The 25,899-nt window shown below is 62.3% G+C and carries 28 protein-coding genes and 1 pseudogene; 11 read left to right on the top strand and 18 right to left on the bottom strand.

The window, feature by feature from the left end:
• Nucleotides 1–12: 12 nt before the first annotated feature.
• Nucleotides 13–1,184 (top strand): IS3 family transposase gene (locus tag WDS16_RS25420; protein ID WP_338888724.1). Its coding sequence is split into 2 segments (ribosomal slippage): nucleotides 13–280 and nucleotides 280–1,184, totalling 1,173 coding nucleotides; the frame shifts between segments, so codons are not numbered across the junction.
• 123 nt (nucleotides 1,185–1,307) lie between these two features.
• On the opposite strand, the gene WDS16_RS25415 is transcribed toward WDS16_RS25420, so the two are convergent.
• From WDS16_RS25415 to acpM, 5 genes are all read right to left on the bottom strand, one after another.
• Nucleotides 1,308–1,715 (bottom strand): hypothetical protein, encoded by a 408-nt coding sequence (locus WDS16_RS25415; RefSeq protein ID WP_338888723.1) that lies wholly within the window; start codon nucleotides 1,713–1,715, stop codon nucleotides 1,308–1,310.
• 316 nt (nucleotides 1,716–2,031) lie between these two features.
• A complete protein-coding gene (locus WDS16_RS25410; RefSeq protein WP_422395719.1) occupies nucleotides 2,032–2,415 on the bottom strand; it encodes an IS110 family transposase in 384 nt (127 codons plus the stop codon).
• 276 nt (nucleotides 2,416–2,691) lie between these two features.
• Nucleotides 2,692–3,639, bottom strand: a complete 948-nt coding sequence (locus WDS16_RS25405; protein WP_338888722.1) for a GNAT family N-acetyltransferase — start codon at nucleotides 3,637–3,639, stop codon at nucleotides 2,692–2,694.
• A 349-nt stretch (nucleotides 3,640–3,988) separates the two neighbouring features.
• Nucleotides 3,989–4,444: an SRPBCC domain-containing protein gene (locus WDS16_RS25400; protein WP_338888721.1), complete on the bottom strand. Its 456-nt coding sequence runs from the start codon at nucleotides 4,442–4,444 to the stop codon at nucleotides 3,989–3,991.
• On the bottom strand, nucleotides 4,445–4,750 hold the full coding sequence (acpM, locus tag WDS16_RS25395) for a meromycolate extension acyl carrier protein AcpM (protein ID WP_338888719.1): 306 nt from the start codon (nucleotides 4,748–4,750) through the stop codon (nucleotides 4,445–4,447). It lies immediately after the preceding gene.
• A 131-nt stretch (nucleotides 4,751–4,881) separates the two neighbouring features.
• Between acpM and WDS16_RS25390 the strand changes: the two genes are divergently transcribed.
• On the top strand, nucleotides 4,882–5,445 hold the full coding sequence (locus WDS16_RS25390) for a TetR/AcrR family transcriptional regulator (RefSeq protein WP_338888717.1): 564 nt from the start codon (nucleotides 4,882–4,884) through the stop codon (nucleotides 5,443–5,445).
• 13 nt (nucleotides 5,446–5,458) lie between these two features.
• On the opposite strand, the gene WDS16_RS25385 is transcribed toward WDS16_RS25390, so the two are convergent.
• Nucleotides 5,459–5,875, bottom strand: coding sequence for a hypothetical protein (locus WDS16_RS25385; RefSeq protein ID WP_338888715.1), 417 nt, complete (start codon nucleotides 5,873–5,875; stop codon nucleotides 5,459–5,461).
• A gap of 68 nt (nucleotides 5,876–5,943) precedes the next feature.
• Nucleotides 5,944–6,666 (bottom strand): Ltp family lipoprotein, encoded by a 723-nt coding sequence (locus WDS16_RS25380; RefSeq protein WP_338888714.1) that lies wholly within the window; start codon nucleotides 6,664–6,666, stop codon nucleotides 5,944–5,946.
• A 155-nt stretch (nucleotides 6,667–6,821) separates the two neighbouring features.
• Here WDS16_RS25380 and WDS16_RS25375 point away from each other — a divergent pair, with 155 nt between their 5' ends.
• Nucleotides 6,822–8,294 (top strand): HNH endonuclease, encoded by a 1,473-nt coding sequence (locus tag WDS16_RS25375; RefSeq protein WP_338888712.1) that lies wholly within the window; start codon nucleotides 6,822–6,824, stop codon nucleotides 8,292–8,294.
• 57 nt (nucleotides 8,295–8,351) lie between these two features.
• Here the strand turns inward: WDS16_RS25375 and WDS16_RS25370 are convergent.
• The 4 genes and pseudogenes from WDS16_RS25370 to WDS16_RS25355 form a co-directional block, all read right to left on the bottom strand.
• Nucleotides 8,352–8,533, bottom strand: a pseudogene (locus tag WDS16_RS25370) (ectoine/hydroxyectoine ABC transporter ATP-binding protein EhuA); the annotation flags it as partial.
• Entirely contained in the window at nucleotides 8,529–8,849 is a 321-nt protein-coding gene (locus WDS16_RS25365; RefSeq protein WP_338888710.1) for a type II toxin-antitoxin system PemK/MazF family toxin, read from the bottom strand. The gene WDS16_RS25365 and the pseudogene WDS16_RS25370, both read right to left, overlap by 5 nt.
• Nucleotides 8,846–9,157 carry a hypothetical protein gene (locus tag WDS16_RS25360; RefSeq protein WP_338888709.1) on the bottom strand — a complete coding sequence of 104 codons (312 nt, stop codon included), beginning with the start codon at nucleotides 9,155–9,157 and terminating at the stop codon, nucleotides 8,846–8,848. The genes WDS16_RS25365 and WDS16_RS25360 overlap by 4 nt, the downstream gene beginning before the upstream one ends.
• Nucleotides 9,158–9,242: 85 nt before the next feature.
• Nucleotides 9,243–9,575 (bottom strand): hypothetical protein, encoded by a 333-nt coding sequence (locus WDS16_RS25355; protein ID WP_338888708.1) that lies wholly within the window; start codon nucleotides 9,573–9,575, stop codon nucleotides 9,243–9,245.
• Between the two features lie 142 nt (nucleotides 9,576–9,717).
• On the opposite strand from WDS16_RS25355, the gene WDS16_RS25350 reads away from it, so the two are divergent.
• Complete coding sequence (locus WDS16_RS25350) at nucleotides 9,718–10,686, top strand: diiron oxygenase (protein WP_338888706.1); 969 nt, start codon at nucleotides 9,718–9,720, stop codon at nucleotides 10,684–10,686.
• A 12-nt stretch (nucleotides 10,687–10,698) separates the two neighbouring features.
• Here WDS16_RS25350 and WDS16_RS25345 read toward each other — a convergent pair whose 3' ends face one another.
• Entirely contained in the window at nucleotides 10,699–11,382 is a 684-nt protein-coding gene (locus WDS16_RS25345; RefSeq protein WP_338888704.1) for a TetR/AcrR family transcriptional regulator, read from the bottom strand.
• A gap of 147 nt (nucleotides 11,383–11,529) precedes the next feature.
• On the opposite strand from WDS16_RS25345, the gene WDS16_RS25340 reads away from it, so the two are divergent.
• A complete protein-coding gene (locus WDS16_RS25340) occupies nucleotides 11,530–13,548 on the top strand; it encodes a CocE/NonD family hydrolase (protein ID WP_338888703.1) in 2,019 nt (672 codons plus the stop codon).
• Between the two features lie 21 nt (nucleotides 13,549–13,569).
• On the opposite strand, the gene WDS16_RS25335 is transcribed toward WDS16_RS25340, so the two are convergent.
• Genes WDS16_RS25335 through WDS16_RS25325 form a run of 3 tightly spaced genes read right to left on the bottom strand, consistent with a single transcriptional unit; the run spans nucleotide 13,570 to nucleotide 15,979 of the window.
• Nucleotides 13,570–13,878 carry a transcriptional regulator gene (locus tag WDS16_RS25335; protein ID WP_338888702.1) on the bottom strand — a complete coding sequence of 103 codons (309 nt, stop codon included), beginning with the start codon at nucleotides 13,876–13,878 and terminating at the stop codon, nucleotides 13,570–13,572.
• Complete coding sequence (locus WDS16_RS25330; protein WP_338888701.1) at nucleotides 13,875–14,453, bottom strand: hypothetical protein; 579 nt, start codon at nucleotides 14,451–14,453, stop codon at nucleotides 13,875–13,877. Before WDS16_RS25330 ends, WDS16_RS25335 begins: the two co-directional genes overlap by 4 nt.
• Nucleotides 14,454–14,497: 44 nt before the next feature.
• On the bottom strand, nucleotides 14,498–15,979 hold the full coding sequence (locus WDS16_RS25325) for an NAD(P)/FAD-dependent oxidoreductase (RefSeq protein WP_338888699.1): 1,482 nt from the start codon (nucleotides 15,977–15,979) through the stop codon (nucleotides 14,498–14,500).
• 143 nt (nucleotides 15,980–16,122) lie between these two features.
• Here WDS16_RS25325 and WDS16_RS25320 point away from each other — a divergent pair, with 143 nt between their 5' ends.
• Nucleotides 16,123–16,755: a TetR/AcrR family transcriptional regulator gene (locus tag WDS16_RS25320; protein ID WP_422395718.1), complete on the top strand. Its 633-nt coding sequence runs from the start codon at nucleotides 16,123–16,125 to the stop codon at nucleotides 16,753–16,755.
• Nucleotides 16,756–16,758: 3 nt separating this feature from the next.
• Here WDS16_RS25320 and WDS16_RS25315 read toward each other — a convergent pair whose 3' ends face one another.
• Nucleotides 16,759–17,337: a CGNR zinc finger domain-containing protein gene (locus WDS16_RS25315; protein WP_338888698.1), complete on the bottom strand. Its 579-nt coding sequence runs from the start codon at nucleotides 17,335–17,337 to the stop codon at nucleotides 16,759–16,761.
• 82 nt (nucleotides 17,338–17,419) lie between these two features.
• On the opposite strand from WDS16_RS25315, the gene WDS16_RS25310 reads away from it, so the two are divergent.
• Both WDS16_RS25310 and WDS16_RS25305 read left to right on the top strand, forming a co-directional pair.
• Nucleotides 17,420–18,577, top strand: coding sequence for an epoxide hydrolase family protein (locus tag WDS16_RS25310; RefSeq protein ID WP_422395717.1), 1,158 nt, complete (start codon nucleotides 17,420–17,422; stop codon nucleotides 18,575–18,577).
• An 85-nt stretch (nucleotides 18,578–18,662) separates the two neighbouring features.
• A complete protein-coding gene (locus WDS16_RS25305; RefSeq protein WP_338888694.1) occupies nucleotides 18,663–19,406 on the top strand; it encodes a GNAT family N-acetyltransferase in 744 nt (247 codons plus the stop codon).
• Between the two features lie 61 nt (nucleotides 19,407–19,467).
• On the opposite strand, the gene WDS16_RS25300 is transcribed toward WDS16_RS25305, so the two are convergent.
• Nucleotides 19,468–19,932: an SRPBCC family protein gene (locus tag WDS16_RS25300; protein WP_338888692.1), complete on the bottom strand. Its 465-nt coding sequence runs from the start codon at nucleotides 19,930–19,932 to the stop codon at nucleotides 19,468–19,470.
• Between the two features lie 258 nt (nucleotides 19,933–20,190).
• Between WDS16_RS25300 and WDS16_RS25295 the strand changes: the two genes are divergently transcribed.
• From WDS16_RS25295 to WDS16_RS25285, 3 genes are read left to right on the top strand one after another with little or no spacing between them, the layout of a single operon-like run.
• Nucleotides 20,191–20,754, top strand: a complete 564-nt coding sequence (locus WDS16_RS25295; RefSeq protein ID WP_338888690.1) for a DUF6328 family protein — start codon at nucleotides 20,191–20,193, stop codon at nucleotides 20,752–20,754.
• 9 nt (nucleotides 20,755–20,763) lie between these two features.
• Complete coding sequence (locus WDS16_RS25290; RefSeq protein ID WP_338888688.1) at nucleotides 20,764–21,720, top strand: ABC transporter substrate-binding protein; 957 nt, start codon at nucleotides 20,764–20,766, stop codon at nucleotides 21,718–21,720.
• Nucleotides 21,717–22,628 (top strand): sucrase ferredoxin, encoded by a 912-nt coding sequence (locus WDS16_RS25285; RefSeq protein ID WP_338888687.1) that lies wholly within the window; start codon nucleotides 21,717–21,719, stop codon nucleotides 22,626–22,628. Before WDS16_RS25290 ends, WDS16_RS25285 begins: the two co-directional genes overlap by 4 nt.
• 63 nt (nucleotides 22,629–22,691) lie before the next feature.
• Here the strand turns inward: WDS16_RS25285 and WDS16_RS25280 are convergent, their stop codons facing one another.
• Nucleotides 22,692–25,607: a hypothetical protein gene (locus WDS16_RS25280; protein ID WP_338888686.1), complete on the bottom strand. Its 2,916-nt coding sequence runs from the start codon at nucleotides 25,605–25,607 to the stop codon at nucleotides 22,692–22,694.
• Nucleotides 25,608–25,899 lie beyond the last annotated feature (292 nt).

Below are 25,899 nucleotides of genomic sequence, written 5' to 3'. Positions count from 1 at the left end.
ACGATGGAGAACATGGCTGGACGGAAACGCAACTCTGCCGAGGACATCGTGCGCAAGCTGCGCCGTGCCGACGAACTCACTGCTGCGGGCAAGACGCAGGAGGAGATCGCGGCGGAGCTCGAGGTGTCGGCGGCGACGTTGTACAACTGGCGGCGTCAGTACGGCGGGATGGACACCGATGCCGCGAAGGAACTCAAAGAGTTGCGCGAGCAGAACGGCAAGCTCAAACGCCTCCTCGCCGAGGCCGAGCTCGAAAAGGACGCACTGCGGGAGGTAGCGAAGGGAAAATTCTGAGCCCAGCCGCCAAGCGCCGCGCCGTCGACATGCTCGTGGACACGATGAGTGTGTCGAAACGTCTGGCGTGCAAAGCTGTTGGGCTTGCCCGCTCCACCTATGCACGTACTCCGATTGCCGAAACACCTGCGGACCCCGACGCTGCTCTGAGGGCCGCGTTGCGGAAATACGCAGGCTCGCATCCACTGCACGGCTTTCGTCGCGCCTGGGCGCATCTGAGGCACGACCAGGGCGTGGCGGTGAACAAGAAGAAGGTGCACCGGCTCTGGAAGGAGGAGGGTCTGCAGGTTCGGATCTACCATCCGCGCAAACGCGCCGGCGTCAGTTCCTGCCCGCAGATCGAAGCCGATGCACCGAAAGTGGTGTGGGCTCTGGACTTCCAGTTCGATTCGACCGTCGATGGGAAGGCGATCAAGATCGCGTCGATGATCGACGAACACACCCGGCAGTCCCTGTTGAACATTGTGGAGCGTTCGAGCACCGCGCAGCGGCTGACCGACGAGCTCGACAAGACGTTCGCGCTGTGGGGTGGGCCGCCGTTGGTGCTGCGGATGGACAACGGTCCGGAGTTCATTTCCCATGTGCTGCAGCAGTTCTGCCGCGATCGGGTCGGCATCTCCTACATCCCGCCGGGGACGCCGTGGAACAACGGACATATCGAATCGTTCAACAACCGGTTACGGAAGGAGTGCCTGAACCGCAATCACTGGACGAGCCTGCTCGAAGCGAGGGTGGTGATCGAGGACTTCAAAGACGACCACAACCATCGACACCGGCACTCATCACTGGGCTACCTCACGCCGTCCTGGGGGTCCCTCCCGCTTGCGGGGGCGTACGCTGCCCACTGCACCCACAGCCACCAACCGGTCGAGGGTTGCGAGATCGACTGAAATCAATCACACCGTGGCTCTAGAACACGGTGGCCCGACTATCGGGGACCAGCCATACCTACTGATTGCCTATAGAAAGCATGCAGTGCAGCGTTACTAGAGGAGGCGCTTCCCCACAGTGGACTACTGGGTCCCCACGGCTCCGCCAGATCTTCGCAGAGACTCTCTCTGGACACGTGTCCAATGGACAACCTGAAGCCAGGCTTGGGCGCGTTTGTCGGCCACGATGCGTTGGCGGACGGTCAGGGCGACGCCGACGATCAGGGCTACCCAGGCTTGAGCGGGCATCAGGGGCGTTACTTCCAGGTGGTGGGGGTTGGCCGCCCCTGTGCCGTTGAGTGCGGCACCGGGGCGAGTGCTCAGGCGTGAGGTTCCGCGTACGAGGTCGCCTTCGATGTAGGTGAACCCGCCTCCGCGGCCGTCGCGGAGTGCGAAGCGGTAGTCCGCTGCGCCCCAGACGATAACGAAGTGCCCGGCCTCGGTGAGGGTGCCGAGTAGGGTCTCGGTCTGCGCCGTTGGAGAGGAACGCAACCCGAGACGAGGGCGGGTAGTACCGGTTAAGGATATCGATCAGAGCTTCGACGCTACTGCACCTCGAGAGCGTTGCCGGTGGGCCGGAGCGCAGCGGAGTTCGGTGCGCGGGACGCCTGCGGGGTGGCAACCTCCCACCTGTGGAGTGCGTAAGGATCTCAATGCGGGAAGCAACATGCAGGCGGCCTCGACTACGAACGTCTCAAGTCCCAGACCTTGTTCGGCCTCGCGAATGCATCTCCTCTGAGCAGGCGTTGGACGCACCAGTTAGCGGGTGATTCGCTCGATCCGACCGTGCGCTATCGCGACGCGGCATCTACCATTGGCCGCAGAGCACGGAAACCCGGGCGAGGTCGGTACGTAGACGCGCAGTCTGTGCGATGACCACCGCATCACGAGCGCCGGTCTTGCCTTCGCCGGCAAAAGCGCCAGTCATACTGTGGACGACCCGGCCAGGCACATACCGCACCTGCTGGCGGTGCGAGTTCAGCACGCCACGGAGCAAGGCCGACTCGGGCGCGGTCATGTCAATCGCCCACACCACTGACTCGACATCTGCGACTCGTTCGAGCAGTGTCTCGATCTCTGCATGGTCGTTGCGAACTCGGCGTGACCACAGCACAACACCGCTGTCGTCGACTGCGGCGGCGTGATGTGCGTGGCGTCCGACATCGATTCCAACCCAAACCTTTTCGACCATATGCACTCCCTTTCGGACACGTGGGGCTCGTCAGGGCTGTTTCGCCGGCACACCTTTACACAGCGACATAGTTCGCGAACACATCTCAATCAGCGGCCGAAACGACCCGTCACAGTCCGGGGTGGCCTTCCACGCGAAGCCACCGGGGCAGCAGGTGATTGTCGAGCCACGCCCCGAACCGCCGACGAGCGCCCGAAGTGGGTACCTCAGGCCCCTCCAACGTAAGGATCTCAATGCGGGAAGCAAGATCAAGTCCCTGCAACTAGACTGGTCATCTCATCCCGACAAGGAACTCGCCCCTGCTGGGGCCTCGAACACCATCCTGAACTCGGTCACCTGGTAGTTCGCCCGCTTGAACGCCGCGGCCATGGGCTTGTTGGGCACGTCCGTGGTCGCGGTGATGCGAGTGGCGCCATCGGCTGCGTGAACGCGGGTGATCTCGCGGAGAATGTCGTCCACGTAGCGGTGACCACGCTGTTCGGGCACTACTCCGAGGTATCCGACGTTGCGGTGGTAGGGCGTCGCGGACGGGATCGCGAAGCCGACCAGCGTCCCGTCCACGGTCTCCGCCAGCCGCCACCACGATCGTTCGCCGGGGCACGACCGGTAGAACTCGAGATCGTCCCGGGCCTGGCTGACAATGTCCGTGGCCGCGATGCCTCGTTGTGTGGCGACGTCCAGGCTGCCGACAGCGACCCTCTGGAACACCGCGAGGAACTCCTCATCGGAGGCGGGGCGGAAAACCAGACGCTCGGACGGGTCGGGTACACCGGCCGCAGGCGTCCACTCGAAACGCAGTCGCTCGATGATCTCGGTCAGTCCGGCCGCCTGGGCCGCCTCGCGACGCCAGGACACGGCTTCTGCGACGGCGACATCCGCATCCTGCCCAGCGGTCGGCACGACCAGTACATACTCCGGCTTCGCGTGGAACTCGTTGTGCGCCCGCGACATGAGTTCGGCGGCAAGCGCAGCACGATTCGGCACGTCAGCCACTACGTGCAAGAAATCAAGGGCGAGCGGACGTTCGCTGTCCTCACGCCCCCACCACAGGGCACGCGCGACGATCCTGGAGCCGTCAACGGCGAACCAGCTCCATTCCGGACGAAGCCGTCCGGCCGCCACGTCTTCCTGGAACGCGTCAGCGTCGACGAACCCGACCGGATCGTCTACCGCGAACCCCACGGGTTCTTCCAGCTCGGCCCGTGTCGCGGGTCGGATCAGCACCAATACTTCCCTTCATGACGCTCTATAGACGACTGGTTCCGACATAGAGATCGGGACTTGGCGACGAGTACGCGCCGGTCCCAGCCGAACGGTTCACGCCCAACTGTCTGACATCTCGCCAAACTACCGCGCGGTTCGTTCGTTCTCGTAGCAATTCCTCCTCTATGACGACGAAACTGAGCCCTCACCGAGTACGCCACCGCCGTCGTCGCCAAGCACGGTCTCGCTCGGACCGCTCTCCAACCGTAGAGGCAATGCCGGCGCTGTTTTCGGTCAACCTCGCGATTTCACGCTGGTAGACGAGCACGGGATGTCAGAACGACAGAACGCGATGGAATCGATGGTGACACTAGCGACCGGCGAGAACGTCGACCAGCTTGGTCGACATCACCTGATCCCATCCTCGCGCAAAAGCATTGCGGGCCATCATCTGACGCTTGTCCTCGACGTCGAAGCCTGTGTGAGTGACCGTCAGTCGTGTCCCGCGCCCATGCGCATGCACCTCCCACGTCACAGTCCACCGAGCCGGAGGCGACGCACGCAGATCCATCCAACTCCAGGTCATTGCTTCGTTCGGAGTCACTGCCACGACTTCGCACGCGATCTCGGCTGATTCACTCCTCGGGACAGACAGGAGAAAGTGCGTTCCAACGACCGCGCCCACGAACCCGGTCGATGGCATCAGCCAGCGCGCGAGCAGAGCCGAGTCGGTGACCGCTCGCCACACGACGTCGGTGGCGTAGGGGTAGAACCGACCGACTTCGACCCTCGACGGATCAGGTTCGCGACCGGGTTCGGTGCACATCTATTTGTCCGCGCTGCCGTCGTACTTCGTCTTCAATTCCACTGCCAGTTCGGCATTGTCGAGCTCCATCCGTTGGACGTAGTCGACCGCATCCCCTACCGACTTCAAGTTGGATACCTCCTCATCAGGAATGCTCACGCCGTACTTGTCTTCGAGTTGCACAGCAATCTCCACCATCGACAGCGAGTCGATGTCCAGGTCGTCGACGAACGACTTCTCAAGGGTCACCTCAGCGGCATCGATGCCGGTCACCTCCTCGATGATTTCGGCGATACCCGCGATGACCTGTTCTTCTGCGATTGCCATGTGTAGTTCACTCTCGTTTATGGGACCAGGTCCGACTGAATGGCGACTGAGACTCGAAGCCTCTTCATGAGACACACTTGTCTCATGAAGAGAGGTTATCAGCTCACTTCGGGTCCCGATAGACTTGCGGCGTGACCAGACGGCCCGCACTACGCGATCACGTCGCGACGATGATCATGTCGCGTGCGGCAGCAGTACTTGCAGAGCGCGGTGACGGTGTCAGCATGGCTGACATCGCGAAAGCAGCCGATGTCGGACGGGCAACCATCTATCGGTACTTTCCGACCCGCGATGCCCTGATCACCGCGATGGGTGAGGCCGCACTCGAAGACCTCGGGGCCCGCGTCGCCGAAGCAGGTCTCGAATCCGTCCCTGTCGCAGAAGCGATTGCGCGGATCACCCGAGCATTCATCGGAAGCGGACAGTACGCAGCGCTGGTGCGTGGACAGCGCGGCGGATGCCTGGATAGCGCCGAGATCAATCGTCGAATTTCCGATCCGATCCGCGAGCTGCTTCAGCGAGGCATCGACAGCGGTGTCCTGCGGAAGGACATGTCGGCCGAGGTGATGCTGACACTGTCGGGCGGTCTGCTGCAGGCTGGAATGACGTTGGCTACCAGCATCGGTGGCGAGCAAGCCAGCGCAGCGATCACGACGGTGCTACTCGACGGCGTCCGCAGTCGGTCGGCCGATTGAGGCACAGACGGGGTCACCCGTCCGACGGGTGCTCGCTCATGCAGAAGGTCCACATTCCGTCCTCGCGAACAAGTGAAAGGGTGACAGTGGACAGCGGACCAGTGCCGATCGCCATGGTGACCGGCACAGTCGCCACGTCACCGGTGACCGTTGGGACGCCGATGTCGTCCACGACTGTCTCCAGCGTCGGCGGCACCGCGACTTCACGTTGCGCTGAGGAGCACGACGTCGCATTCAGTTCGTCCACATCACCAGCGTTGTAGGCGTCGAAGTAGCGCCTCACAGTATCTGGGATCGCCTCGATCTCGGCAGCGATGCGCTCCGGACTCGACGTGGCCGTGGGCACGTTCTCCGCGCAGCCGACGATGCCGAATGATGCTGCAGCGCAGACAGCGATCAACAACACCCGCCTGTATTCGCCGCTCAGCACCACGCCAACACTACTCGTGACCCGACTCCACGCCAGACGATCCCGCCGCTCTGACACACGACCGACCGTCAAAGTCCTGTCTGATCGACTCCGTACTGTGCTTGCTCGTAGGTGAAGCCTTCGTACACCAGCTGGTCGATCAGGCCCTGTCGCGAGAATGACGTGTAATCCAGATAGCCTTCCGCTGACTTCGCAGCCTGCTCGTTCCAGTCCGGCGCTACGTAATCCACGGCAAAGGTCGCATCCTCTGTCGAATAGTCCTCGAATTCCAGCTGTTCGATCAGCCCCTGACGTGAGAATGACGTGTATTCCAGATAGCTGTTCGCAGATCTCACTGCGTTCCTTTGCCCACCTGTCATGCCGGACTGCGGGGCGGCCGGTTCCACGGGTTGGGCAGTCACGGGCGGTGCCGGCGCAGCCGTTTCGATGCTTACCGGCGGTGGTGCAGGTGCGAGAGAAGCAGTCGCCGTTGTGGATGGAACCGTCGTTGTCGACGTGACCGGAGCTCGTTCCGGCGTTGCTCGCACCGTCGTTTCCTGCACCGCCGCAACATCGGACGCGTCATCTCCGGAAGTCAACGCACCGATGATTCCGATGAGCACCAGGACTCCGACGAGACCGCCGACTACCCACGGCCACTTCTTACTCGGCTGCCCGCCGGACTGTTGACCGTTCGGAGTCTGCGCCGAATACGGCGGCGGCTGCAGCGACGACGTCCATTGCTGCCCGTCCCACCACCGGAGTTGCCCGGAGCCTTCCGGGTCTGCATGCCATCCTGCGGGCATCGTCATGGGCGTTCCTTGCTCTCGACTGCAGTGGCTACCGACGCCCGGTGGGTGTCCGGTCTGCAATTCATACCACCTGGTTGGTCTGCAGTTTCGAGGAATCGGCGCGATCGAGACGGACTCGACCATTCTTGTCGGTAGGCGGTTGTACATTCCCTGGCATGCAGAAGTTGGGGGACTTCACCACAGCGCACACGCTGTCCGACCAGGACATCGTGACCGGCCTCGCGCACATCCACACTGCCGAGACGCAGCTCGCCGCATCACGACTGGCGATGCTCACCGAAGCAGATCGGCGAGGACTCGCACTGCAACTCGGGCACTCCTCCATCAAACGCTGGTACGCCAAAGCGGTGCGGCTCCCCGAGGGGAACATCGCCCACCAGATGGCACTCGGAAAGTGGCTGTGGCACAACCCCACCGTCGCCGAAGCCCTCACCGACGGCACTATCCACTACCTGCACGTCAAAGCCATCGCCGACGGGATCGCCACCGTTCTCGCGGCCGACCCCACCCTCACCGAGTCCAGGCAGACGGACATTATCGCGGTACTGCTGGACGTCGCCACCCGCGGCCTCGCCAAAGACGTGCACGACCGCGGCCAAGAACTGGCCCAGCACGCCGCCAACGACGCCCGAGCCCGCCACGAGGCCGAACGGCAGCGCAGGGAGCAGGAGCGCCGCGAGGAAGAACGGCGTAAGTCCGAGCGAAGCAACAGCCCCGACGACTCCGTGGACGATGAAAATTCCGACGACAAAGATTCCGACCACGAACATCCCGGCCTGCACGATGACACCCGCCGACACGACACACCGCAGCCCCCGCCGCCGCTGCCGGTATCCGAGAACAGGGCCCTCAACCGACTCGGCATCTACCCACTGGCCAACGGCCGCAGCAAGATCGAAGGCAACCTCGACAAACTGACCGTCGAGAAGCTCAAAACTGCCCTGTCACCGCTGACCGCGCCCAAACCCGCACCCGACGGCACCCGTGACCCGCGCACACCGGACAGACGCAACGCCGACGGCCTCAGCGAACTCCTCGACCGCTACTTGCACGCCCGAACAGGCACCGGATCGGGCGGAGTCAATGTCAACTTGACCGTGTCACTTGCCGACCTGCTGAAGAAACCTACCGACGCGGAGAATGCTAGCCGTCACAACGCAACTCAGCGGCACGATCGTCCGAGTCCCAGTGACAGTGACTGGCCGTTCTGGCTGGACTGGACCGGGCCCATCAGCCACAAACTCGCCGAATTCCTCTCCTGCGACGCCGACCTCACACCGGTGATCGTGGACCACCACGGAGTCCCCCTCGCACTCGGCCGCAGCTTTCGGCTCGCATCCAACTCTCTACGCGAGGCGGTCATCATCCGTGACCGCTGTTGCGTGATGTGCGGGCGCCCAGCACAATGGTGCCAAGTCCACCACGTCATCTACTGGAACGACGATGGCCCAACGAATCTGAACAACCTCGCCCTCGTGTGCACCGAATGCCACCGCGACATACACAACACCGGCTGGAAACTCGCCATGGGCGACGACGGGCACCCGTACGCCATTCCGCCCGCGGAAGTCGACCCCGAGCGTCGACCCGTCGCTAGCTACCACCGGAGACGAAAACACTCCGCCTAGCCTCGGCCGAGGCGCCGCGCTCGAAGCGCCGGATCACCACATCGAAGGCCAGCATGACTACAGGATGCGGCTCAGAAACTGCTGCGTGCGTGGATTCTTGGGGTTGTCGAAGAACTCGTTGGGCGGCGCTTCCTCGACGCTCTTTGCCGTCGCTCATGAAGACGACTCGATCGGCGGCCCGCCTTCGCGAAGCCCATCTCGTGGCTCACCACAACCATCGTCATGCCTCGTTGCTCAAGGAAGCCCCAGTGCGACCGCGAGTGCCTGGTTCAGCTTGATCACGGTAGCGGGCGAGAGTGCTCCCGCAAGCCTGCTCGTGGCAATCTCGTCGTCGAACAGCTGAATGAGGTCATCGGCCAGAATCGATCCGACGAGCGGGTCAGCAGCCCCAAGTGGAACAGCAGTCGGGATCCCAGGTTTCGGCGTAGTGGTCACCCGTGCCGCGAGGACGGTGTTCAGGGCGCGATTGCGAACATTGTTGGAGACCACTACCCACGGCTTCTCGCCGTGCCCCATATCGAACCAATAGATCTGCCCTCGAAGCGCAGTCGTCATTCGCCGTAGGCCCGATCGACACGCTCGGCGTAGCGATCGCGCCGGGCGCGCTGCTCGCCAAGCGCGTCCGCCTGGTCCTTGGCGAGCGCGGCGTAGCCGGTTTCGAGCGCCTTCTCGCGAAGTGATTCCGCACCTGCACGCAGCAACGCACGCACGATCCCTGATTCGGAATTGTCACGGACAGTGATGTGATTCTGCTGCGCCCACTCGCGCAGGATGGCTGATTCGAGGCGGTCCGGGTCTGAAAACACGGCCACCTCGGCTTGGTCGTCACTGTCCAGCGTGACAGGTAAACGCTTCACATCCATAGTTCACATTGTGACTCACTTTCTGGATCATGGCAATGATCCCCTTTGGCGCCTTCCGTTCGGATGTTCGATGTCAAAGCCGCGCTCACACCTCCGGCGGATCGTATTCCCCGTACAACCCACGGCGCTCGCCTCGGAGGAAGGCTTGATGCTCGGCGTCTGCTCGGGACCGTAGGTCTGCGCGTCGTTGCTCTTCCAGATCATGGCGGACCTGCCGCTGCATTCTGCTGTCGTGGATCAACCACACTGCGATGGCGATAATCACGACCGCGAGAATCAACACCCAGAATCGCACCAGCACGCCCACGAGCAGCAGAATTCCCAACCCGACGCCGATTGCCGCCATGCCGTTGCTCGCGCACCAACGTCGTCGCCCACCACCCTGGTAGGAGCCGTCGTCGATGGTGCTGCCGCCCATGAATCAACGATACCGCCACAAACCGGACACGGGGTCGAGCCTTCACTGTTGTCTGTAACAGGGTGTTGCACTAACGTAAGTGAGACAACCTGTCCAATGTAGATGTTTGGGCGATCGTCTCGCTCGGAAGGACCTCGTCACCATGACTACGAGCACAACACGAATCGCGTACGAGCAGACCCTGCAGACGCTCTCCACCGCCTCGGTGCACAAGCATTTCGACGCTTTCGTCGACATCCCGTGGGATGACCCCGACTACGCGGTGATTGCCGACGACCCACGCTGGGTCCTGCCTATATTCGACCCGCTCGGCTCCACCACGTGGTACCGATCGCTGCCTTTGCAGCGGCAGATCGAGATCGGCATGTACACGCAGGCCAACACCATGAAAGTCGGTCTGCAGTTCGAGCAGATCCTCATCAGCGGCCTCATGCACTACGCGCTGTCACTGCCGAACAATTCACCGGAGTTTCGCTACTCCACGCACGAAGCGACCGAGGAGTGCCACCACACCCAGATGTTCCAGGAGCTGGTCAACCGCATCGGTATCGACGTTGCCGGCGGACCGCGCTGGTTCCGGAAACTCGCGCCGATCATGCCCCTGGCCGCTTCCCCGCTTCCCTTCGGATTCTTCGTCGGAGTTCTCGCCGGCGAGGAACCGATCGACCATGTTCAGAAGACCATGCTGCGCAGCGGACACGAGCGTCACCCACTGGTCACCCGCATCATGCAAATTCACGTGGCCGAGGAAGCACGGCACATCGGTTTCGCGCACCAATATCTGCAGTACAAAGCACCCAAGCTGAGTGCGCGTCAGCGGGCCATCATGGGCGTCGCAACCCCGATCGTCATGCGCGTATTGTGCGATGCCATCCTCAAACCTTCTCGAAAGATGCAGCGCGACCTGGACATTCCCAAAGAGGTCGTCGACGAGGTGTGGTGGGACGGCGAGCATTCGAGCAAGGTTCTGCGCGACATGTTCGGTGACGTGCGCATGCTCTGCACCGACCTCGGACTGATGAATCGCTTCTCGCGTCGAGTGTGGAAGGCAATGCGTATCGACGGTCGGCCTTCGCGCTATCGCAGCGAACCTGCCACCCGGGCTTCCTGACCTGGCGCGGCGCTAGGAGTAGATGACCGGATCGCTCGGTCGAATCTCGATGCCTGCGTGCTTGGCCACCCCGTCCAGCACTTGCCAGATAGACAGATTCAAGAACTCGGCCAGCTGCTGCTCGTCGATGGTCCGTTCGGGGCTGGCGAGCCACCTGTTGACGCTGTGGTCGATCAGTCCGATCAACCCGAATGCCACAGTTTCGGCCAGTGCCGGATCGGCGTTCCGGGCGCGGAGATTCATATCGAGCACGGCCGCAACCTTGACCGCCACAGCGGTTTTCGCACCGGTCACCGTCCGCGATCCTGTAGTCCGGCGACTCGCCGAGCCGATGCCCAGAAACAGGTGCAACTGCGGAAACTCGACCACCCAACTCAGGTAGCTGTCCACTCCGTCGGCGACGGCTTCTCCGATGGTTCCCATCGGGTCCATGGCCAGGCGGTCGAGCAGAATCCCCAGAATCCGAATGCGTAGTTGCTCATCGAGATCAGAACGATCTTCGAACACTCGATACACCACGGACCGTGGAACGCCGGCCCGTCGCGCAATCGTCGCAACCCCGACGTCGGGGCCCTCCTCGCCGACGACAGCGACGGCGGCGTCGAGAATTCTCACGCGGCGCTCCGCCTTGTGATCCGCCCATCGCACGGTACGTCCGTCTACCGCGGACGCGGGCTGATCACGTTGGTTGGCCATGGCGAACACGATAGTCAGCAGTCGAAATGCTGGACTGTGCGAGACACAGTGTCTAAGGTATCTGCAGCGGCGCAGCCTTTCCGCTCCTCACCTCGCCCCAGCGGCCGATCAGGTGGGACACGCTTATCGGAGACCGACGGGAAACGAATGAAACGAACACGTTCCGTGCTCACCTGTGTGCTCGCCGCGACGATGTTGGCGTCGATAGCAGCTCCTGCGTCCGCACTTCCCCCGGACGGTGGAGACTCCGGACGGCAGTGGACCGCCACCGCCGACGCTCCCCCGACGCATCCGGGCGTCGCCGTCGAGTGGGACGTCCCCATCACCATGTCCGACGGCACCGTCCTCAAAGCGAATGTCTATCGCCCAGCCGACCATTCAGGCGCACCTATTGCCGAACCCACTCCGGTCGTGCTGAACATGACCCCGTACACCAAGCTTGTCGGCGCCATCGCATCACAAGTCATAGACACACCAGGCGTCAGCGACACCCTCGACATGCTCGCCCGCGCGCTCAACCTGGGCGGCACACCACTCAGCGGCCTGGGCGACCTACTGTCTGCGGTACCCGGAGGGGCACTGCGGTCCTTCGCAGTCGACGGCGATCTGGTGCGAAACGGATACACCCAAGTAGTCGTCGACGTGCGCGGCACCGGCTTTTCGCAGGGCGTGTGGAACGTGCTGCAGGAACGCGAACAGCTCGACACCGTCGAAACCATCGACTGGGTCAGTCGCCAACCCTGGTCCGACGGAAACGTAGGCATGTCGGGTATCTCGTACTCGGCTATCAACCAGGTCCAAGCAGCCTCGGCCAACACGCCTGCACTCAAAGCGATTCTTCCCGTCGAAGCGGGCGGAGACCTCCTGCGCGACGTCATCGCCCCGGGGGGCGGCGTCGGAATCGGGTTCCTTCTGCCGTGGTTGACCGCAGTCAATGCCCTCAAGCTCGTCCCGGACGTGCAATCCCTCGCACACGGCACGTTCGATCAACAGTGGCTACGGAGTCGACTCGAGCACCCCGCCGTCTTCTTCGACCTGCTCATCGCAGCACTGGTCACCGAATCGATCGACACCGTGCCCCCGGAACTCGAGGCCGTTCTCACCGAGGACTCCTCCATACGAACCGATCTCGTATCGCATCCAGAGAACATCGGCGTCCCGACCATGCTGTACGGAGGCTGGCACGACATCTTCACCAACAGCCAACCCCGGATGTACAACGCCATTCCACTGCCACCCGGGCACAAGCAACTGATCATGGGCGACACGTACCACCTGAACCCGGCTGCCCAGTTCGGAACACCAGGTGCACCACCACGTCTCGACGTCCTGCAGCGCGCGTGGTTCGACCACTGGCTCAAAGGAATCGACAACGGAATCGACAGCTACGGCCCGGTCACTGTCAAGCAGCAGGGCGGACCGTGGGCGAGCTTGCCCACCTTCCCTCGTCCCGGCATGACGTATCAGCGGATGTACCTCGACTCCCAATCGAGTGGCACGAGCCCTCATTCGGTACACGACGGCAGCCTTCTGACCGACACCCGCAGCGCCGGCACACTGACCGTCGCACCGGGACTGGCGACGCTGTGCTCACAGGACAGCGCACAGGGATTGGCGGGTATCACCGCGCTTCTGGACGCCTGCGGCAAGGACAGCCGCATCGCCGAACATTCGGCCCTGACATTCACCAGCGCACCGACCGACACGGCCACCCAGATCTCCGGGCCCGTCAACGTGCACCTCGAAACGATGCTCGACACCACCGACGGCTACTGGACCGCCACGCTCAACGACGTTGCACCCGACGGCACTTCCACCGCTCTCACCTCAGGACAGCTCGCAGCCTCGGTCCGCAAGACCGATGATGCCCGCAGCACCAGGTTGCCGAACGGTGACTACGTAGATCCGTTCCACCTGCTCACACTGTCCGACCGCCAGGCCGTCGTCCCCGGCCAGATCACCACGCTCGATGTCGGCCTCACCGCAACCGACGCCGTACTCCAACCAGGACACAGGCTTCGAGTGGACATCTTCGCCGGCAACTTCCCCAAGGGTCTGATCCCGCGTCCCTTGCTCAACGAATCACAATTGGCCCCACAACATCTCGTCCTCGATCCCCAGCGGCCGAGTTTCGTCACCGTGCCGACCGACGTCCCCCTCTCCTGAGGCTCGCTCCACCCGGCCGCGTCACTCCGCTGCAGCGATGAGTGCGCGGAGGGCGGCGAGTTCGGCGGCCAACGCAGCACGCCCGGGGGCGGTGATGGCAATCCATGTCTTCGGACGGCCCTTCCCCGTTGCCCGGGTGGTGGTGATCAGGCCTGCCTCCTCGAGCACCTTGAGGTGCCGGTTGAGGTTGCCGTCGGTGAGATGAAGCGTGTCGCGCAGAATGCCGAATTCCATCGACACTCCACTGTCGAGCAGGGCCACGATTCCCAACCGCGTGCGCTGGTGCACTGTGTCATCGAGCCCGACCGTCGGGTGCAATTCCTCGCTCATGCGTGAATGGTGTCATCGCGGATCAGTTCGACGAAAACCGCAACCGCAGCCACAAGACCGACGACGAGCGCGACGAGCGCGTATCCGACGTCGAGGTCGGCCAGTGCAACCGCGGTCGCAGACACAAGCGACGCAACCGCGACCAATGCCGTGGTGATCGACCGCCAAACCAGCGCGAAGATACCCAGACCGATACCGAGCACGAGCCATGGGCCGACTGCCGCCACCGGGCCGCCCAGGATCCAGACCAGAGCCATGGTCGCCACCAGCATCACCGCGCCGGTCAGCAAGACGACAACTCCGAGTTTGACCGGCGGTTGCACGCGGCGGGTAGCGAAGAACCATCCCGACGCGATGGCGGTTGCGGGTGCCATCACTGCCCAGTACAAACCGCTTCTGCTCTCACCCAGCACGATTGCCGCCGGAACTGCAGCAAGCACGGCCACCGCCACACAGAGCAGCGGAAACCACACCGGCGAGGACATTCTGCGCCCCTGATTCGACCACGTTTCGATATCACCGACCAGCTGCCGAGCCTCGTCAGCGCTGGAGTTACTTTGCGATGCAGAGTTCATGCAATCAACTTTGCATCGCAAAGTCACTGCTGTCAATGCGCGGCTCAGGCGTAGTCGTAATCGTCGAGCGGGAAACTGCTTGCCTGGCGGTACGTGCTGAGCGTGGAACTCGGCCGGAGCAGCGTCGCTTCACCGTGCTGGTTGAAGTAGTAGCTGTTGGCCGTCGAACATTGCCCGAGAGCGAAGACCGAGTCACCGACCTTCGCCGTCATCCGATCCAGGAAGTCGTCGTTGGCGTGGTGGGTGACCTCGAAGACCGTTGCGTTGCGTCCCTTCATCGCAGTGAACAGTCGGTCGATGTGCCTCATCTGGGACTCGATGGTCGTGAAGTACGACAGTCCGGAGTAGGAATACGGACTGTTGAGGGAGATGAGGTTGGGAAACTCCGGAATTGCGACTCCCTCGTAGGCCTGAAATCTGTTCTCACGCCACCAAGTACCAAGGTTGCGTCCGCCACGACCGATGATCTCGATCGCCGGGAAGTTGACGTCCCACAGGTTGAATCCGGTGGCCAACACCAACACGTCGATGTCGCGTCGGGTGCCGTCGGCGGTACGTATTCCGTCGGCGTCGACGCTCACGATCGACGAGGTCTGCAGGCTCACATGCTTTTTCGTGAACGTTCGGTAGTAATCGTTGGAGAAGGTCGGGCGCTTGCATCCGAAGGAGTAGTCCGGGGTCAACTTTCGGCGAAGCTCTCGATCCCGCACCTGACGGGAAAGATGGGCCCGGCACCAGAGTTCGCCCAGCTTGTTCACCAGCGGCAACTGTTTGTAGTGCAGTACGCCGGAGACCATCATCATCTCCAGAATGGATGTGCCGATCATCCGTACGAGTCGCTGCGTCAACGGCAGTGCTGCAAACGTTTTCTGCACGACGGTAGGGATGGAGACGTCGGGTTTCGGACTGACCCAGATCGGCGTGCGTTGAAAGACAGTGAGTTCGGTGGCTTTCTCGGCGATCTCGGGGATGAGTTGGACTGCGGTGGCGCCGGTACCGATGATCGCGGCGCGCTTGCCGGTCAGATCGTAGGTGTCGTCCCAGTCGGTGGTGTGGATGACTTTGCCGGCGAAGGTATCGATGCCGTCGACGTCGGGCACCTTCGGCTGGGACAGGAACCCGGTGGCAGTGAAGAGGTACTTCGCGGTCAGCTGCTCACCGCCGCGGCACCGCACGGTCCAGTGTGCGTCGCCTTCGTCCCATTCAGCGCCGTCCACGACGGTGTCGAAGCGCATGAGCCGACGCAGGCCGTATTTCTCGGCGACGTGACATGCATACTTCTTGAGCTCTGCGCCCGGCGCGAAGAGCCGCGACCAGTACGGATTGGGCTCGAAAGAATACGAGTACGTGGACGAAGGGATGTCGACGGCCAGTCCTGGGTACCGGTTGACGTGCCAGGTTCCGCCCAAATCCGACTCTCGTTCGAGGATGAGCAGGTTGTGGTAGCCGAGCCGGTTGAGCTCAATTGCGGCGCCCATTCCGCCGAATCCGGCGCCGATGATGATGGCGTCATAGTCCGTGACCATGAACATCTCCTAAAGATCGAGGTGGGCGTACCGGTCGGGTGTTCGATGTCGCGAGCAATCTCGGCCACCACCTACACGTCAGTATCTGACGTCACTTTCGGAACCGTATGTCAGTTTCGTGTGCGATGCAATAGGCTGAGCCCATGACAGTGGGTTCACCTCTGACTCGTGCCGAGCGGAAGAAGCAGGAGTTGCGACGGGAAATCGTCGAAGCTGCCTTCGAGTGCTTCACGGAGCGTGGCTATCACGCCACCGGGATCGCCGACATCGCCGCGCGACTCGGCATCGGCCACGGCACGTTCTACCGGTACTACGAGAACAAGCGCGACATCGTCGACCACGTCATCACCGATCTCTTCGAACGAGTCGTTGCGTCGCTGACAGCGGAGAACGCCCCCGACGCCGCGAGCAGCCTGGCCGACTACCGTCGCCAGACGGCACGAATCGGCGACGCCCTCACATCGGTCTTCGGCTCGGATCCGAGGATCGCACGCTTCCTCGTCCTCGAAGCCGCCGGTATCGACGCCGACATGCGCGAACGGGTGTTGGATTTCCACGAAGTCGCTGTTGGACTGACTGCCGCGTACCTCGTACACGGCGTCGAGATCGGCTATCTACGAACCGATCTCGACATCGACTCCACTGCCCGAGCCATCAACGGCATGATCCTCTCCGGGGTTCTCGCCGCATTGCGCGACCCCGACCCGGCAACGCAGGAGCGCATGGGCACCGCCATCAGACGGGTCATGTACGACGGGATCTCCGCGCGAGCGTGACGATCAGTCCTCCGATGCGGAATTCTTGCGCCTGCTAGCGGTGAAGCGCGCCTTCTTCTGCCGGTTGCCGCATGTGTTCATATCGCACCATTTGCGGGTTCGACTTTGGCTGGTGTCGAAGAAGGCGGCTCGGCAGGTCGGCGATGCGCACAAAGCCAATCTCCCATCTCGTTCGCCCGCGATGATGCTGATCGCGTCGGCGGCAATGACGCTCAGGGCATCCACGACGCCGTCGGGCCCTGACCTGAGCTGCCAGCGCCGACCGCTCTCGGGTGTCAGGATCGCCGCGGCCCGACCCTGACTGCTGCAGTCATTGATGACGCGGACGGCCGTTGCGGGGAGAAGCTCTTCGGTCGCGGCCGCCGTCGCGGCGGCGTGAATCGATTCCCTCAGTTCCCGAGCATGCTCGAGCTGTTCAGCGGTGCAGGACTCGACGGTAAGGCCAAACACGGCCAGCCAATCGACGAGTCGCTGCGGCGTCGGGATGCGTTCGACAGCGTCGCCACGACGCTCGGTCAGAGTCGCCGTGAAGCTCGTCGCCAGCACGGTACCGAGGCGAAAGTCGGGGTGGCGAGCATCCATGGAACCACCTTAGCCGGTTGCCAGGAGCGCAAGGACCTGTTAGAACCGTCTTAGATGGTTCTAACGAAGGAATGTGAATCCCATGACCGCCGATGTATACCCATTCGAAGCCCATGCACCTGACGCTGACCTCGACGATCTTCGCGCGCGACTAGCCGCGGCGCGGCTGCCGGAAGCCGAGACGGTCTCCTCGGCCGAGCCCGGCCCTCGCCGATGGGAACAGGGAGTTCCTCTCGCCGACCTCGTCGATGTCGTGAACTACTGGCGCACCGAGTACGACTGGCGGTCTTTCGAAGAGCGCCTCAACCGGATCGGCCAGTTCCGCACGGTTATCGACGGTCTGGGAATTCACTTCTTGCACTGCCGATCCGGGCGCGCAGATGCCACTCCTCTGATCTTGACGCACGGCTGGCCGGGCAGCATTGTCGAGTTCACCGATCTTGTGGACGAACTGGCGAATCCGACAGACACGGACGCGCCGGCCTTTCACGTCGTGGTCCCGTCGCTACCGGGCTTCGGTTACAGCGACAAGCCGACCACGACCGGATGGGGAACCGAGAAGATTGCGGCCGCGTGGGTGGAACTGATGGGAAGGCTCGGATACAGCACGTTCGTAGCCCACGGTGGCGACTGGGGCGGTGTGATCACGACGATCCTCGGTGGCAGGTTCCCGGAGCACGTTCTCGGCATCCACACCACGCTTGCCCAGGCGCCCCCTGGGTTGTCGACGGACGGACTGACGGTGGCCGAGCGCGAATGGACCGAGGAATCCCGCGAGTTCTGGCACCATCGCGCGGCGTATGCGAAACAGCAGGCGACCGGGCCGCAGACCATCGGCTATTCGCTCGTCGACTCACCCGTCGGGCTTCTCGCCTGGATCCTCGACAAATTCGCGGAGTGGACAGACACCGAAGACAGCCCGTTCGAAGCGATTTCGATAGACCGCATCCTCGACAACGTCACCCTGTACTGGCTGACGCGGACCGGCGCGTCGTCGGCGCGAATCTACTACGAGAGCCACAACTCACTCGATCCCGAACTTCGGGTCGACGTCCCGTCGGCAGTAACCGTATTCCCACGCGACATCGAGAAGTACCCGCGCGCTTGGGCGCAGGAGCGATTCCGACAGATCGTCCGATGGAGGACACCGGAAACCGGAGGACACTTCCCGTCGCTGGAGGTTCCCGAGTTCTTCGTCCAGGATCTGCGGGAAGGCCTCGCGGCGGTGCTTGAACGGTGAGACGTGGAACGGATTCCGTCCGAATGCGCTGTGCTGTAACGAATACAGCTCGACAAGAACCTCCGAGTGCTGACACCATGGCGTCATGGGCCTTACCGTCTCCGTACTTGCCGATAGACCCGACCTCGCCGACGCCCTGTGGAGCATGCCGAACTCGTGGCCCACATTCATGACGCGAGATCCCATCGCGAGGATGTACTACACACCCGACGTCGTCGAACTCTTCGCCGACTACGTACTCGTATGCCAGGACGAGACGGGCACCGTCGTCGGGAAGGCATATTCGATCCCGTTCCATCTCCCCGACGGAGACGAGCTGCCGATCGACGGCTGGGACGGCGCTATTCGACGCGGCATCAGCACCAGGCTCACCGGCAGTGCGCCGAACACCGTCAGCGCGCTCGAAATCGCTGTGGCACCAGAGGCGCAACGGCGTGGACTGTCGTCGGCGCTGCTCGTCGCACTCAGAGAGAACACGCGCAGGCTCGGTTTCGACGAACTTATCGCTCCGCTGCGGCCCAACGGCAAGACCGACATCAACGAACCGATGAGCACCTACGCGTACCGAACACGGTCCGATGGGCTACCCACCGACCCGTGGCTGCGCGTGCACGTGCGCGCCGGGGGACGCATCGACAGCGTCGCTCCTCGATCGATGGTCATCCCCGGAACTCTCGACGAGTGGAGAAGCTGGACCGGCCTGCCGTTCGACAGATCCGGCCCGGTAGAGGTTCCGGGAGCCCTCACGCCGGTGCTCAGCGACCTCGCGCAGGGAACGGCGGTGTACGTCGAGCCGAACGTGTGGGTTCGTCACCGGGCATCGATCTGATAGTTCGATGCCCGGCCACAAGGTATTCGCCTCTACCAGAACATAGTTGGACGGGAGTCGGTCAGGTAGTTGCCTCGGCAGCGAGTCGGCTCAGTGTGGTGTCCAGCTGATCCGGCGTGACCAGCGGAAACTTCACCTTCTCGAGCAGTTTCTTGTCGGTGACCTTCGACCAATCGTAGGTGTGCCGGACCAACGTCTCATTGGGGCCCTGAGACTCCAACTCCCACAGCCATTCCCACCCGGGAGGCTCGGTGCCGGCAGGCGCCGTCTTCCAGGCCAGCAGCTTGTCCTTCGCATAGCCGGACACGTGGTTGTCGGTTTGGTACTCACCACCCATGTGGTCACCCTGCATGTTCATCGTGAACACTTCGCCGACCTTCTGGATGCGATCGGCGTGGTCCACACCTCGGATGAACCCGGACCCGTCGAGTGATTGGTGTCGCTCCGGATTGGAAAGAACGTCGAAGACTGCGTCTACGGGCGCCTCGATGGTTCGTTCTACGGTGACCTTCGTGGAATCGCTCATAACTCCACCCTGCCTGTACTTTGCCGAGTCGGCAACGTTGCGGCCAAAATATCGGGTCCAGTAGCAACCCAGCGATAGTGACCGCGTCAAGCTCTCCGTCGTTGCGCGCACCCTGGCGGAAGCGAAGAACTGATCGTTGGGGCGCGGCCGGTAGTTGATTTCGCGCCGTCGAGGGGTCAAGGTGAATTCAGCCGAGACACCCGACACCGATGGGGACAAAATTCCATGTCATCCATCGCCGAGCCCAGGGACATGTCGATGTCGAACAACAGCACAGACGACGGGTCGGGCAGCTCCAACGAAGAGTTCAATTCGCGGCGCCGCGGCGAAAGTCCAGAGCAATCGTTGGATCGAAACTGGATGAGTCTGCTCCAAGAACTCCGAGTGGTCCAGACCGGCATTCAACTGTTGACCGGGTTTCTACTCATTCTCCCGTTCCAAGCCAGATTCGCCATACTTCCCACCTACGACAAGGCGATCTACATGGTCGCGGTTCTTTCTTCGGTGACCGCAACAATATTGTTGACCTCTCCAGTCGCCATGCACCGACTGCTGTTTCGGCAACATGCACTCGCAGACTTGGTCTCTGCGGCGCACCGGGCCGCCCTGGTGGGGTTGATGTTGCTCGGCGTCGCGCTCACCTGTGTTGTCGTGTTGATTACCGATGTCGTCATCGGACCGGTAGCGGCGACCATAGTGGGAAGCGCGGCAGTGTCCGGCTTCTTCGGAGTCTGGGTGATCCATCCGTTGCTGCTGCGTCGCCGTAGGTCCGCAACCGCCGAGAAAGACCTGCACAACCACTCGGGTGACGCCAACGGTTAGGCTACCCTCGTGAAAAGTGGACGGTCTTCCAAGAAACCCGTGGTGTTGGCTGCGTCGATGGCTGCGTTCGTCGCGATATTGACCGGTTGCGGCCAAACCACGCCCGATACCGACCAGACAGCTGGAAGCGACGAATCGACCTCGAGAACGGTCCAGCATGCGTTCGGTGAGACGACCGTTCCCTCGGACCCACAACGAGTTGCGATCCTCGACGGGGACCGCACCCTCGAAGCTGCCGTCGCCCTCGGCGTCGACCCCATCGCCGCAGTCAAGCCGCCGCTGACGGGCGATTACTCTCCGGCTGTCCTCGACGAGCTCGACACCGAGCCCACAGACATCGGTACCACTGATGCAGCGGTCAACATCGAAGCGCTCCTGGCAACCGAACCTGACCTGATCATCATGCGCACGACCGTCGAGGACAGCCGCGCAGTCTACGAGCAACTTCAGTCCATCGCCCCCACCGTCGTCGTCGAATACACCGACGCAGGCTGGAAAGACACCCTCCACCAAGTCGCAGACTTTCTCAACGAATCCGATCTCGCAGACAGCCTGATCAGTGACTACGACGCCGAAGTGGCGCGCGTACGCGAGACCCTCGATACCGACGGGGTGACCTTGACCGTGGCCAGGGTTCGCACCGACTCCGTGCGCTACATGACCCAGAACGGATCATTTCCCTACTCGGTACTCGCCGATCTCGGCTACCGCGCTCCCGCGCAACAAGATCCAGGATCTGCAGAGGTATCGACGGTCGACGTCAGTCCAGAACTCATCGACGTCCTCGCTGCCGATCGACTGATTCTGCTCACCGACGCCGGTACAGACGACGCCGCCTCCGCGCTACAGCAGAACCCCTTGTTCGCGGGCCTTGGAACCGAGGTCACCGTGCTGCCGTCCAAGGACTACCTCTTCGGGAGTGTTCTCACCGCACATCGTCTGATCGACACGCTCTCCGAACAATGACTGGCATCCGTGCCCCCGGTTGTGCAGCGATCTCTCGCGCAAGTGGTGAATCGCTGCGCGGGACCGCTGCCGTGGCGGCCGGTTGGCTGCTGGTCGAACACCCGGGACCGTGGGGTGCAGCACCCTACCTCTCGGATGGGCCACTCGGTGAGGTCGGCGTCGAACTGCAGCGACGATGCGCGCCACTACGAGTCCGCCTTCAGCTGATACGAGATCCGCACCGACCACGGACCGATACTTCCGAACGTCGAGCATTCTTGGTGCACTCCGGACGCATCGGGCCCTGGATCACCCGTCACCACTATCGATATCCGAACGAGCTCCTCGATCTCGATATCGCCTCCGCAGTAGCCGATACCCTGCCAGAGTCCGGTGAACCGGTTCTCCAGCCTCTGTACCTGGTGTGTACGCATGGAAAGAAGGACCCGTGTTGTGCAGTGTTCGGGCGCCCGATCGTCCGTGCTTTGGCCGACTCGCGCTCGCAGGTCTTCGAATCCACGCATGTGGGTGGTGACCGCTTCGCCGGCGGAATGGTCGCCCTACCCGACGGCAGCTACTACGGCCATCTCGAGCCGAGCACCGCCGAAGAAATCATCGAACGACACGGCGCCGGCCACCTGACGCTGAACCATTACCGTGGTCGGTGCACCGACACTCCTGCGGTTCAGGTCGCTGAGCACGGCGTACGAACCTTGCGAACGCTCACCGGAATAGGCGATGTGCTCCCCCGAGGAACGACATCGGCCGACCAAGACACCGCAGTGGTATTCGAGACGCCCGGCGCAGCCGTCACAGTCCATGTGACACCCGCGCCACAATCGGCGCGAAAAACTACCTGTAATGCGGCCGAACCACACTCCGCCGACCACGGCAAAATCACGTCCATCCACATCAGCAGTCTCGATTGACGATCCGACGTCCACGCTCGGGCGGTGCTGTTCGACGCCGGCAACGAACAGCGCCTATCCGGGTCACACTCGATACTTGAGCTGCGGTTGGCCACTGTCGAACTGCGCGCGGAGGTCAAGGGCCGACCTGTAGGTGGGCTCGAATTCAGGAGCGAGATTCTCCACCGACTCGAACAGTTCGATCGATCGTGTGAGCAAGGGCAACGAGCCATCTGGGCTTGCCAGCCAGTGGGCCTTGACAGCAAGTGCCGCGGCTAGCCTTGCCGTGAACAGACCCGAGTGTTCCGCTTCAGCCTCCTCGATCGTATCGACCGCGGCGTCGAGAAGCGCGAGAGCCCGAGTCTCGTAGCCGAGTTCCTTTGTGCAGTGAGCTATCCGAATCTTGGAATCACACCGCATCTTGCACGCCAATAGAGTTGACCCGCCAGTGTCGAGCGTCCGCAACTCATCCACTGCCCGCTGAAATGCATCGATTGCTTCTGTGTAGCCAGCGGGACTCAACGAGGACATGCGCGCGGCGCCCAGGCTGCACAAGGCGCTCGATAGGTTTATCCGAAACCGATGTGCATCGGTTCGACAAAGCCTCCAATAGATCGCAACCGATTCCTGTGATGCTTCTACTGCGTCCTCAGACGATATCCGCGCTGAAACCAGACTGAATGAATAGTTCAGGAGCGCCTGCGCAAGAGCAATATCGAAGATTCCGGCGTAACTATCCGCGTAGTTCCGCGCGATTTCGACTGCATCCTGGGCGTACGCCACCTCACCCTCGCGGCGGTCAGGGAGCCTTCTAGCCAGAACAACGCGACACTGCAACGACTCGAGGTAATCACTGATATCGAAAACCTCGCCTGATTGGGCCAGACTTCGATTCATCGAGATGACATCTTCGAGTTCTTCGAAAAGCGATTCGCCTTCGTGCCCATGGTTAGTCAGAGCCCGCACCCGCAGCGTACGAACGCGCGCCAGGGCTCCCGCTTCTTGTTCGGACTCCGTTTGCGGCCGACGTGTCAGAAGGTCCAACGCCTCGTTTATCGCTGAGATCCCACCGTCGATGTCACCGTCGTCGATGTCCAGCCAGCCACGGGTGGCTCGAACCATCGCCAGGCGTCCCACCATGTTCTCACCGACATCGGCGTACAGCGCGCGATATCCGGACTCGGACTTTTCGAGGTACGAACGCGCATCGCTGTAACGGCCGCGCTCGTACAACGCCTTTCCGACGTTCATTGCGGCCTGCGCAGCGCGCTCCCTTACGGAGACCGTCGAGTTTTCGGCGCACAGCACCTCGTACAGATCGAATGCCTCCTTCACCGATTCCAACGCGGCTCCAGAATCTCCCGCAACTCTGGAAGCCATGTGCAGGTCATCGAGCGCAAGCGCCAGTTCGTGCAGGTCTCCGCTTTGCCGAGCACTCGACACCGTGTTTCCGGCTACTGCCGCTCGCGTCACCAGCATTCGATGCCCAATGAGTGTCGACAGCATCGCGATGGTGGTCTCACTGATTTCGACCTCGCCGCCCGCAACAGCCTGAGCCACCGCACGATCCACATCGATGGGTCTCTGAGTGAGAATTGCTGTGCGGACGGCATCCGGAAGGTTTTCGCCTACAGCGGAATGCAGCAGATTCGACACAGCACCAGCAAGGTGCGGGAATGTGACAGAAGCAGGAATCAGCACTGCCAACGCTCGGGCAACCGCCGTTTTCGGCAAGCCAGGATGCGCCGACATCGAGTCGATGACGCTCGAGTCGATCGATCCGCACACCGCGTGCTGCAACGACGGCGGTTCGATGTGACCGACAAACTCAGTATCAGCGGCTCCGGGGTAGAGACGACGTATCCAACGCGCCAGTTCGTACCGCCTTTCGAGGCGTGCGTCCGCCAGTTCCGGCACTAGGCGGAGCAGATCCACCGCGGCAAGTTCCGAATGTGCACCGAACAACGTCAACGACCCGATACACGCCATAGCCGTCGCAGGATCGATCGACGGCGAGAAGCCAGGTCCACCGGCACGCCACGCGGCGGCTTCACTGCTGAGCAGCGCACCACCAATCGATTTCCGATCTGCACTGATATCACCCAGTATTGAAGCCACCACGGTTTCGTTGATGGACCTGAAGGTGCACGGCGCGGCCAATTCAGGGAGCGGCGCTTCCTGAATATTCAGTTTCGCCCGTAAGTCAGCGTGAGCCCTGCGTATCCGCCGGACGACGTCGGCATCGCCGTCGCAGATCGAGAGGGTATGAGAAGCGGCCGTTTCGAGAAGCAGTCGACCCTGCGTGTCGACCGACGCGCGTAGGTGTTCGATCATGGCCTCGGTGCGAATTTCGATGATCAGTCGGATCTTTCGACCAGAAGAGCGCGCCAGGTCGTTGATGAGCGAGTTCAGCTCGGGTCGAGGAAATGTCAGATCGACTACTAGCGCGACAGACTTATCGAGAGCGTTCGCGTCACCGACAATGGATGCTTCTGTTCCCGGACGGACTCGGAGTACCGCCAAGTCCGTCCTCTGCGCCGCCCACTCGATCGTCAAGCGAGTTTTTCCGGTACCGGTGCTGCCTTTGAGGAACAAGATGGGCGCCGACAGTTCGTCGTCTGCCCACGCACTCAGCGTCGCCCGGTCCTCTCGATGGTCGATGAACTCGATGACGCGGTTGTCAGCTGCGAGCAGAGACGACGGCCGACGGTCGACCGGCCTGGTCGGCATCGGCAGTGTGTCGGTGACTTTCGCCAGACGTTGTTTGGCCTCGCTCCGAGCTGCGTATTTTCGTTGAAACCACCAGTTGATCCACGGAACGAACACAGCGATCACCGTGCCAACGGCAGCAAAGATCCAGGAATACGCTCCAGCCCAACCGGTCTGAGACAACACGACGAATCCCAATCCCGCTAGCGCCGAGTGGGTAGCCACAGCCGCCCCCAGCCATGACCGACTGAGAATCCACCGAAGCGCCACCCGGATTTCGCTGGAATTCATGAGACCCCCCTCCCCCAATATTGCCGGCAACGGTACCCTGAGAGTGGACCTATCGGCCAGCGGTGCTTACGGACCGCAGACCGGTATTACTCGTCGACCCGGTTCATATCGAAGATCACCGGATCTGTACGCGGTGGGTGAGGCCACGTCCACCTCGATCTCACGATCCGTCAAGTCGCCGAAGTACTCGAGCATCCGATCGATCGCCGTCCGCTCCCCCTCGGATTCGATCAGGGCGTGCCTTCCTCGGACGGTTCACGTGAGTGTTCTCGTCCGGCACAACAAAGCCACC

The sequence above is a fragment of the Rhodococcus sovatensis genome, from assembly GCF_037327425.1.
Classification (GTDB): Bacteria; Actinomycetota; Actinomycetes; order Mycobacteriales; family Mycobacteriaceae; genus Rhodococcoides; species Rhodococcoides sovatense.
This window is presented reverse-complemented; position numbering and strand designations above follow the sequence as displayed.